The following is a 9,061-nucleotide window of genomic DNA, read 5'->3' as shown; positions in this document are numbered from 1 at the left end:
GGTGGCTGCCTCCGGCAGCCACGCGGCCTGCAAGGCACACCAGCGGCCCGGCGAAGCCGGTTCCGCGGTGTCCCTGGCCTTTGCCGTGCGGTTTCATGTGTCGCGGGTGGCGCGCAGCGCAATGGATCACTGAAATGCAAATCACTACCGAACCCCTGGTCGAATTCAAGGACATCCGCAAGGCCTTTGGCGGCGTTCATGCCGTGGACGGCGTGAACCTGAACCTGTACCCAGGCGAAGTTGTCGCCGTCTTGGGCCACAACGGCGCGGGCAAATCAACCCTCATGAAAATGCTGGCCGGCGCTTTCCCTATCGATTCGGGCGAGATCCATGTGATGGGGCAGAAAGTGAATCTCCGGACCCCGGCCGATGCACAGCACCAGGGCATCGAGACCATCTACCAGACGCTGGCGCTCGCCGACAACCTGGACGCCGTGGCCAACCTTTTTCTGGGCCGTGAAAAAATGACGACCTGGAATACGCTGGACGACTACTTCATGGAGGCGCAGGCACGCAAGGTATTTGGGCGCCTGAATAAAAACTTCACCAACATCCACACCCCGGTGCGGCGCCTCTCGGGCGGGCAGCGCCAGGTGGTGGCCATCTCGCGCGCCATCTACTTCAATGCCCGCATCCTGATCATGGACGAACCCTGCGCCGCCTTGGGCCCGGAGGAGTCCGCCATGGTGGCCAACCTGGTTCTGCAGCTCAAGGCCGAAGGCGTGGGCATTTTCCTGATCACGCATGACATGCAGGATGTTTTTTCGCTCAGCGACCGCCTGTCGGTGATGAAAAACGGCCGCCTGATCGGCACCTACCGCACGGCCGACCTGAACGAAGACCAGATTCTCGGCATGATCATCGCCGGCAAGCAGCCGGAAGGGAAAACACAGGCGCCGCACCGCATTGCCTGAACCATGCCATCGGCCATGAAAACCACAGGTGACCAGCAACTCGTCAAACGCATCAACCGCAGTGTGCTGATGCGCTTGCTGCGCAACCAGCCTGGGCGCTCGCGCGCGCAGCTGGCCAACCATAGCGGGTTGACCAAGTCGACAGTCAGCCTGCTGGTGCGAGAACTCATTGATGAAGGCTGGCTCAGTGAAATCAGCATGGCCGCCGCCAACGGTGTGGGGCGGCCCTCCACGCCCCTGCAAATCGACTGCCGGTCGCGCGGCCTGATTGGTGTGGAAGTGGCAGTCGACACCTTGCGTGTGGTGAGCGTGTCCCTGCTGGGGCAGGTGCTGTGGTCAACGCAAGAACCTTTGCGTGGTACCCGGCCGCAAGACGTCTGCAGCCAGATTGCCGACCTGACAGTAGTGGCCCAGGCGCAGCTGGTATTGCGCGGCGCGCAGCTTTCAGGTGTGGGCATCGGCCTGCCCGGCGCGTTTGACGAAACCACCGGTGTGGTCCGATTTGCCCCCAACCTTGGCTGGCGCAACGTGGACTTCTTGCCGCAGATCACCCAGGCACTGATTCATGCAGGCCTGCCCCCGGTACCGGTACACGTGCAAAACGAAGCCGACACGGCCGCGCTGAGCGAATACGAATTCTCGGAGAACGACGGCAAGGACTCGCTGATTTTTGTGACCTGCGATGTCGGCGTGGGCGCGGGCATCGTGCTCAACGACCGGCTGTTCACCGGCATGCGGGGCATGGCCGGCGAGATCGGCCACAGCATTCTGGAGCTCGACGGACCCGCGTGCTCCTGCGGACGGCGTGGGTGCGCGGAGGCCTTCATCGGTTCGGGTGCTCTGGGCCAGCTGGCGGACACTCGCCGGTCAGGACACTACCTGGGTGTGCTGCTGCAGAACCTGTGGACCACCTTCGATCCCAGCGTGCTGGTGGTGGGCGGCGCATCCTGTCAGCATTTTCCGGAATTGGTGGAGGTTGCCAGGGAAACGCTGCAAAACTACGCCACCCATGCCGGCGTAACAGCTCCCATGGTGCGCGTGGCGCGTTACGGTCTGCTGGCTTCAGCGGTAGGTGCTGCCGCCCTGGTGCTGCACCAATATCTGCGTCCCATGCATCCCCGCGGCCGCCTCGTGAGCAATGGCCTCCCGGAGGGCTTCAAGCCCCGGGTGACGGAATTGGCCGCAGCCTCCTGAAACCATTCGTAGGCCCTCGCTGACACCCATCAGCGCATCTACCCGATAAAGCGCCGGCACCAAGGCACGCATAGTGGTGCCACAACATTTCGTGGAGAAGAAAATGTCTTTTGCGCTTTACATGATCGGTTTCGTGATTTTCCTGGCCGGTGTCATCTGGGGTGCCGTGGTGGCCGGCGTGCCGCATCTGTACATCGGCATAGGTGCGCTGATCTTCCTGGGGATAGGAATCTTCAGCGCCGTGAGCCGCGCGCGCAGCAAAGACCCGTCTTAAGCGGCACGCGCCGGCAATCTCACACCAATCTCCCACTATTCCTGCGGCGCTTCCTGCGCCATCAAGGCCTGCTGCAACTGCGCCAGCACGGTGCTCGCGGCGCGTAGCTGGGCCTCATTCATCCCATCAGCCAACGCATTGGCCCATACTTTTTGCCCTGCCTGTATGGTTTGCAAGGCCTTGCGACCTTTGGCAGTGAGCCGCAGCAGCTTGGCGCGTGCATGAGCCGGATTGCTTTCATAGACGCTGAGCCCCTCTTCCACCAGTAAATCCGCCACCCGCTGCACGCTTTGCCGCGTCAGGTTCATGGCGCGTGCGATCTGTGCCACCGACAGCGGCGCGTCTTCCACAGCAGCCAGCACCTGCCAGCGCGCCGAAGTCTGCCCGGCCGGCGCCGCCAGCGCATCGCCGGCCGCCGTCAACAAGCCGTTGAGCTGCATCACCTGCACCACCAACCAACTCAGGGAATTGGCGGCCGGCGTGCGCTTGACCTCTTCGTTGGCAATTTCTAATTTGACAGCATGCTGTCGTTTAACTATACTTTCAGACATGACAACATTCTGTCATATCCGGATTTTCCCAACAACCTGCAACCATCAAGGAGTTCGCCCCATGCAAAAGACCTATACCGGAAGCTGCCACTGCGGCGCCGTCCGTTTTGAAGCCGACATCGACCTCAGCAAAGGCACAGGCCGCTGCAATTGCTCCATCTGCACCAAAACCCGCAACTGGGGCGCCATCATCAAACCCGACGCATTTCGGCTGCTGGCCGGCGAGAACGAACTGAACGACTACCAGTTCGGCACCAAAAGCGGCCACCACTTGTTTTGCAGGCACTGCGGCGTGCGGCCTTTCGGTCGGGGTTACGTGGAGCAGATAGGCGGCGACTATGTATCCATCAACATCGCCGCGCTGGACAACGCCGAACCGGCTGAACTGATCAGCGCGCCGGTCAACTACGCGGACGGGCGCAACAACGCCTGGTGGAACACCCCTGCCGAGACACGGCACCTCTGATTCATCGCGGGCATCCACCTCCCCTGAACGATGTCGGTCAGGAATTGAGGAAGGTCAGGTCCGGCCTCAGCCCACTACAACGCAACGCGGCTTTCCGTTCGTCTATTTATGCAAAGCGACTGCTTGGCGAAATGCATATACTTCAACGGCCCCTCCCCGCCAGCCCTGCGTTCCCGCCTTCCCGAGGAAAGCCATCATGAGCATCGAAGCCTTTATCTACGACGCCATCCGCACGCCGCGCGGCAAAGGCAAAAAAGACGGCAGCCTGCATGAGGTCAAGCCCGTCAACCTGCTGGCCGGCGTGCTGACCGACCTGCAACGGCGCAGCGGCTTCGACACTGCGGCCATCGACGACGTAGTGATGGGCGTGGTTTCACCGGTGGGTGAACAGGGTGCGGTGATTGCCAAGGTGGCCGCGCTCAAGGCAGGCTGGGATTTCCGCGCCTCGGGCGTGCAAGTCAACCGCTTTTGCGCCTCGGGCCTGGAAGCCGTGAACATGGCCGCGCAAAAAGTGCGCTCCGGCTGGGAAGACCTGGTGGTGGCCGGTGGCGTCGAGAGCATGAGCCGTGTACCGATTGGCGCCGACGGCGGCGCCTGGGCGCAAGACCCGGAAACCAACAGCGCCACCCTGTTTGTGCCGCAAGGTATAGGCGCCGACCTGATCGCCACGATGGAAGGTTTCAGCCGCGCCGACGTGGACGCCTTTGCGCTCGAAAGCCAGCAGCGCGCTGCCCAAGCCCGCGCCGCCGGCCACTTCGCCAACTCCGTTGTACCAGTCATGGATTTTCTCGGCCAGACGATTCTGGCCGAAGACGAATTCATCAAACCCCACACCACGCTGGAAGGACTGGCTTCACTCAAACCGGCTTTCGAGCAGCTGGGCAGCATGGGCTTTGATGCGGTGGCGCTGCAGCGCTATCCGCAGGTCGAGCGCATCCACCACGTGCACCACGCCGGAAATTCGTCGGGCATTGTGGACGGCGCGGCCGCCGTGCTGGTGGGCTCGGAGGCCGCCGGAAAAATCCACGGCCTCAAGCCGCGTGCCCGCATCGTGGCCGCCGCCCTGAGCGGCGCCGACCCCACCATCATGCTGACCGGCCCCATGCCCGCCACGCGCAAGGCACTCGCCAGGGCCGGCATGACGGTGGAGCAGATCGACCTGTTCGAAGTCAACGAGGCCTTTGCCGCCGTGGTGATGCGCTTCATGAAAGAGATGAAGGTGCCGCACGACAAGGTCAACGTGAACGGCGGCGCCATTGCCATGGGCCACCCGCTGGGCGCCACCGGCGCGATGATCCTCGGCACACTGGTCGACGAGCTGCACAGGCGCAAGTTGCGCTACGGCCTGGCCACGCTGTGCGTGGGCGGTGGCATGGGCATCGCAACGATTGTTGAAAGAGTCTGAATGCCATGAAGACCATCCAGTACCAAATCGAGGGCGGCATTGCCACCATCACGTTTGACGAACCAGACTCCCCCGTCAACACCATGTGCCTGCAGTGGCAGGACGATCTCACTGAAGTCACCGCGCAGGTGGTGAAAGACAAAGACGCCCTCAAAGGCATCATCCTCGCCTCCGCCAAAAGCACTTTTTTTGCCGGCGCTGACTTGAAGGCCGTGATGCGCCTCACACCGGCCGACGCGCCCAAGGCCTACGCAGAGATCGAACGCGTCAAGAAAAACTTCCGTACCCTCGAAACGCTGGGCATCCCCGTGGCTAGTTGCCTTAACGGGACGGCATTGGGCGGAGGCTGGGAAGTCGCATTGGTCGCCCACTACCGCGTGGCGGTGGACGACCGCAAAACACAGTTTGGCCTGCCCGAGGTCACGCTGGGCCTGCTGCCGGGCGCCAGCGGCGTGAGCAAGATGACGCGCCACCTTGGCTTGATGGGCGCGCAACCCTATCTGGTCGAAGGTAAAACCTTTAACCCGCGTGAGGCGCTTGAGCTGGGACTGGTGCACGAGCTGGTGGCCGATGCCGATGAGCTGCGCGGCAAAGCACTTGCCTGGATAGCCACCAACCCCACGGCCCAGCACCCCTGGGAAGCCCGGGACTACAAAATCCCGGGCGGCACGCCGGCCAACCCGAAGATCGCCGCGGCGCTCAGCGCCGCGCCCGCCATGCTCAAAAAGCAGACGCGCGGCCTCTACCCCGCGCCTGAAGCCATCCTGGCCTGCATGGTGGAAGGCACACAGGTGGACCTGGAAACCGCCTTTCGCATCGAAAGCCGCTACCTCGCCAAACTCATGACGGGCACCAATGCCAAGGCCATGATCAACACCTTTTTCTTCGACATGAACGCTATCAAGAGCGGGCAGTCGCGGCCCAAAGGCGTAGGGCGTTTCAGGCCTGCCAAGGTCGGCCTGCTGGGCGCCGGCATGATGGGTGCGGGCATCGCTTACGCACAGGCCAGCAAAGGCATTGCCACCGTGCTCAAGGACGTGAGCCAGGACAAGGCCGAAGCCGGCAAGGCTTACAGCAGCAAGATCACCGCGCCGCGTGTGGAGAAAGGCCGTATGACGGCCGCCGAGCAAAGCGCCCTGCTCTCACGCATCACCGCGACCGACCAGGTGACGGAACTGGCCGGCTGCGACCTCATCATCGAGGCCGTCTTCGAGCGGCGCGACCTCAAGGCCAAAGTGACGCAGGAGGCCGAGCCTTTGCTGGCGTCCGGCGGTTTCTTCGCATCCAATACCTCGACCCTGCCCATCAGCAGCCTGGCCACGGCAAGCGACAGGCCCGAAAAATTCATCGGTATCCACTTCTTCAGCCCGGTCGACAAGATGAAGCTGGTCGAGATCATTCGCGGCCGGCAGACCGACGATGAAACCGTGGCCAGCGCTTTTGACTATGTGCAGGCCCTGGGCAAGATCCCCATCGTGGTAAACGACGCGCGCGGTTTTTACACCAGCCGCACCTTCGGCACCTTTGTGATGGAAGGCGCGGCCATGCTGGGCGAAGGCATTCCCGCCGCCGCGATTGAAAACGCCGGCATTCAGGCAGGCATGCCCGTTGGCCCGTTGGCCGTGCTCGACGAAACCGCATTGTCATTAAGCGTGCATGTGCTGGACCAGACACGCACCGACCTCACCGCAGAAGGCAAGGCCTACACCGCCACGCCCGGTGAACTGCTGGTCGAACGCATGGTAAAAGAGTTGAAGCGCCCCGGCCGCGCGGCCGGCGGCGGCTTTTACGACTACCCCACCGGGCCCGGCGCGAAAAAGCACCTGTGGCCCGAACTCAAGCCCCTGTTTGAAAAACCCGGCGCCGCCTGGGACATCAACGAACTCAAAGACCGGCTGCTTTACCGCCAGGCGGTGGAAACCGCCCGCTGCCTCAGCGAAGGCGTGCTGACCACCGTGCACGACGCCAACATCGGCTCCATCTTCGGCATAGGCTTTCCGGCCTGGACCGGCGGCGCGATGCAGTTTATCTACGGCATGGGGATTGACGCCTTTGTCTCTCGCTGCGGCGAACTGGCCAAAAAATTCGGGCCCGGCTTTACGCTCACGGGTGCGGTCAAAGATGCGATCCGCCAGCATCAGCCGGTTTACTGAGCTGCTTCGTTTAACTCACCCATCCTCCCATTCATCTCATCGATCCATATCCAAATATCCACTTCATGCCAAGACTCCAAAACAAGATCAGCATCATCACCGGCGCCGCCCAGGGCATAGGCCTCGCCACTGCACTCAAGTTTGCCCAGGAAGGCGCCACCGTCATCGTCTGCGACGTGAAACAAGCCGGGGTGGATGATGCCGTCAAGCGGTGCCAGGCCCTGGGCGCGCAGGCCGTCGGTTATGTGATGGATGTGACCCAGCGCGCCATGGTGGATGCGGTGGTCGGCAAGGTCAAAGACCAGTTCGGCCGCGTCGACGTGCTGGTCAACAACGCCGGCATCACCCAGGACGCACGCCTGCAGAAAATGACGCTCGAACAGTTCGACAAGGTAATCGACGTGAACCTGCGCGGCGTCTTTCACTGCGCACAAGCCGTGGCCGACACCATGACAACGCAAGGCAGCGGCGTGATCCTCAATGCGAGTTCAGTCGTCGGCATCTACGGCAACTTCGGCCAGACGAATTACGCCGCCAGCAAGTTCGGTGTAATCGGTTTCACCAAAACCTGGAGCCGCGAGCTAGGCCCCAAGGGCGTGCGCGTGAATGCCGTGGCCCCCGGTTTTATTTCAACGCCCATCCTCAGCACTATCCCCGACAAGGTACTGAAGGAGATGGAGGCCCATGTGCCGCTCAGGCGCCTCGGACGGCCCGAGGAGATTGCCAATGTCTATGCCTTCCTCGCGAGCGATGAGGCGAGTTATATCAATGGGGCAGTGATTGAGGTTTCTGGTGGGATGTCGGTCTAGGGTGGTATCGGGTGGTATCGCGAAAATGACTTCCTGCTGTCGGGAACCATGCTTGACCGAACAATCAGGCCCTGCGCTCACGGATAGCTTTTGATTTTCTAAGCTCGCTCATCAACTCTTCAACAAAAGTGGTAGCTCGTGCTTCCGGGTTCTCATCACCAAGAAACCATTTCGCGTGGTTGCTCACTGAAGTAGTGGCCCAGACAGTTTGATTGGTCTTTAGATCGACTAAAGACCATCGGATACTAAAACTTGCTCCGGTATTAGATTGCATGACCGAGGCAGGAAACACAATCAAACGATGCGAAGCGCCAAAAAGTCTTTCTTCGTCCTGTGTGGCCTTGATTACCTCTTCAACTGGAACACGTGTACTGGTGTTGGAAGGGTTTGGGCCTTTTTCTTCCAGGGAGAACTGGGTGGCAAATGGGGAATCGTTAAACCAAAGTTGCTTGGACGAGATATTTTCCTTGCTCAATGAATCATTTAGCTGACGCTTTACTTCTGCCAGGAATTTCCTTCCCAGAGCTCCTTCACGCAAGTCAAGAAATGAGTAGACGTAAACCGAACTTACACGATTCTCTCCCGCGAATTCAGGCGCGTTCGAGCGAAAAGATGTAGTCGCGCAAGCTGAAAGAAGAGCAATGGCGAGAAGTAGCAATACTTTTTTCAAGGGATCCTCTGGAATGATTGATGACTCAACATGGTGACGCCCGTTCCGTGCTCTCGGGGGGCCGACCTTGAAGCAAACAAGACGCGCCCATGCTTGCTGGTGATTCTATGCGTGCAACTTGCGAGCTGTATTCTTCAAAAACAGGCTGGTGCGGGCAAATAGCCAATCCTGTTGCCTATTCACGGCTTCCACGATTCAACATGCCACTCATGACAATCTGCAATATCGATATAGCTTTTTAGTTCTTTGGGAGATGCAGGAGAATCCCCAAAATGCATCCACAGATGGTCACAAATCCGAACTCGGTAGTTGACGACCTCATCGATCGCATCACTGCGATCGTGCTGCGGACCTATGAGGTTGACCAACTCTTGCCTCACGAAAGCGCCGAGCGCCTCTCCCTTGCCGGCCATGAACTCGTGAGCGCCATTTCGACGGACACTGGGCAAATCGAGTTCTCCTGTGAGCTGACCCTTGCCGCTCACGAGAGGAAAAGCGCGTTCCTGGTGAAGGTACAGGGCCAGGCCGCCTATGAAACCCCGATCTGGCGCATCAACGAGATCTATAACGTGGTTGTGGACCCGCTTGACCGCGGGGAATCCTTATTTGCCGACCTGCAATAGAT

Annotated in this window: 10 protein-coding genes; 8 read left to right on the top strand and 2 right to left on the bottom strand. The window is 60.6% G+C overall.

The window, feature by feature from the left end; all coding sequences use genetic code 11:
- Positions 1–134 precede the first annotated feature (134 nt).
- From AC1D13_RS19105 to AC1D13_RS19095, 3 genes are all read left to right on the top strand, one after another.
- Positions 135–914 carry an ATP-binding cassette domain-containing protein gene (locus AC1D13_RS19105; protein ID WP_477690110.1) on the top strand — a complete coding sequence of 260 codons (780 nt, stop codon included), beginning with the start codon at positions 135–137 and terminating at the stop codon, positions 912–914.
- Positions 915–929: 15 nt separating this feature from the next.
- Positions 930–2,108: an ROK family protein gene (locus tag AC1D13_RS19100; RefSeq protein WP_477690109.1), complete on the top strand. Its 1,179-nt coding sequence runs from the start codon at positions 930–932 to the stop codon at positions 2,106–2,108.
- A 103-nt stretch (positions 2,109–2,211) separates the two neighbouring features.
- Positions 2,212–2,382 (top strand): hypothetical protein, encoded by a 171-nt coding sequence (locus AC1D13_RS19095; protein ID WP_477690108.1) that lies wholly within the window; start codon positions 2,212–2,214, stop codon positions 2,380–2,382.
- A gap of 35 nt (positions 2,383–2,417) precedes the next feature.
- Here the strand turns inward: AC1D13_RS19095 and AC1D13_RS19090 are convergent, their stop codons facing one another.
- Entirely contained in the window at positions 2,418–2,933 is a 516-nt protein-coding gene (locus tag AC1D13_RS19090) for a MarR family winged helix-turn-helix transcriptional regulator (protein ID WP_477690107.1), read from the bottom strand.
- Between the two features lie 61 nt (positions 2,934–2,994).
- Here AC1D13_RS19090 and AC1D13_RS19085 point away from each other — a divergent pair, with 61 nt between their 5' ends.
- From AC1D13_RS19085 to fabG, 4 genes are all read left to right on the top strand, one after another.
- Positions 2,995–3,399, top strand: a complete 405-nt coding sequence (locus AC1D13_RS19085; protein WP_457280700.1) for a GFA family protein — start codon at positions 2,995–2,997, stop codon at positions 3,397–3,399.
- Positions 3,400–3,595: 196 nt separating this feature from the next.
- The gene (locus AC1D13_RS19080) at positions 3,596–4,804 is read left to right on the top strand and encodes an acetyl-CoA C-acetyltransferase (protein WP_477690106.1); all 1,209 of its coding nucleotides are present in this window, start codon (positions 3,596–3,598) and stop codon (positions 4,802–4,804) included.
- Positions 4,805–4,809: 5 nt separating this feature from the next.
- Positions 4,810–6,957: a 3-hydroxyacyl-CoA dehydrogenase NAD-binding domain-containing protein gene (locus AC1D13_RS19075; RefSeq protein WP_477690105.1), complete on the top strand. Its 2,148-nt coding sequence runs from the start codon at positions 4,810–4,812 to the stop codon at positions 6,955–6,957.
- Positions 6,958–7,022: 65 nt separating this feature from the next.
- Positions 7,023–7,766, top strand: a complete 744-nt coding sequence (fabG, locus tag AC1D13_RS19070) for a 3-oxoacyl-ACP reductase FabG (RefSeq protein ID WP_477690104.1) — start codon at positions 7,023–7,025, stop codon at positions 7,764–7,766.
- 64 nt (positions 7,767–7,830) lie between these two features.
- Here the strand turns inward: fabG and AC1D13_RS19065 are convergent, their stop codons facing one another.
- Positions 7,831–8,436 (bottom strand): hypothetical protein, encoded by a 606-nt coding sequence (locus AC1D13_RS19065; RefSeq protein ID WP_457280696.1) that lies wholly within the window; start codon positions 8,434–8,436, stop codon positions 7,831–7,833.
- 272 nt (positions 8,437–8,708) lie between these two features.
- Here AC1D13_RS19065 and AC1D13_RS19060 point away from each other — a divergent pair, with 272 nt between their 5' ends.
- Entirely contained in the window at positions 8,709–9,059 is a 351-nt protein-coding gene (locus tag AC1D13_RS19060; protein WP_477658772.1) for a hypothetical protein, read from the top strand.
- Positions 9,060–9,061 lie beyond the last annotated feature (2 nt).

The sequence above is a fragment of the Polaromonas sp. P1_E12 genome (assembly GCF_056405975.1).
The sequence above is the reverse complement of the archived record's forward strand: the minus strand, read 5'-3'. Positions and strand labels throughout refer to the sequence as shown.

What these genes read in the sequence shown, in the direction of transcription:
- AC1D13_RS19105 (WP_477690110.1), top strand. Translation starts at nt 135, where the DNA reads ATGCAAATCACTACCGAACCCCTGGTCGAATTCAAGGACATCCGCAAG.
- AC1D13_RS19100 (WP_477690109.1), top strand. Translation starts at nt 930, where the DNA reads ATGAAAACCACAGGTGACCAGCAACTCGTCAAACGCATCAACCGCAGT.
- AC1D13_RS19095 (WP_477690108.1), top strand. Translation starts at nt 2,212, where the DNA reads ATGTCTTTTGCGCTTTACATGATCGGTTTCGTGATTTTCCTGGCCGGT.
- AC1D13_RS19090 (WP_477690107.1), bottom strand. Translation starts at nt 2,933, where the DNA reads ATGTCTGAAAGTATAGTTAAACGACAGCATGCTGTCAAATTAGAAATT.
- AC1D13_RS19085 (WP_457280700.1), top strand. Translation starts at nt 2,995, where the DNA reads ATGCAAAAGACCTATACCGGAAGCTGCCACTGCGGCGCCGTCCGTTTT.
- AC1D13_RS19080 (WP_477690106.1), top strand. Translation starts at nt 3,596, where the DNA reads ATGAGCATCGAAGCCTTTATCTACGACGCCATCCGCACGCCGCGCGGC.
- AC1D13_RS19075 (WP_477690105.1), top strand. Translation starts at nt 4,810, where the DNA reads ATGAAGACCATCCAGTACCAAATCGAGGGCGGCATTGCCACCATCACG.
- fabG (WP_477690104.1), top strand. Translation starts at nt 7,023, where the DNA reads ATGCCAAGACTCCAAAACAAGATCAGCATCATCACCGGCGCCGCCCAG.
- AC1D13_RS19060 (WP_477658772.1), top strand. Translation starts at nt 8,709, where the DNA reads ATGCATCCACAGATGGTCACAAATCCGAACTCGGTAGTTGACGACCTC.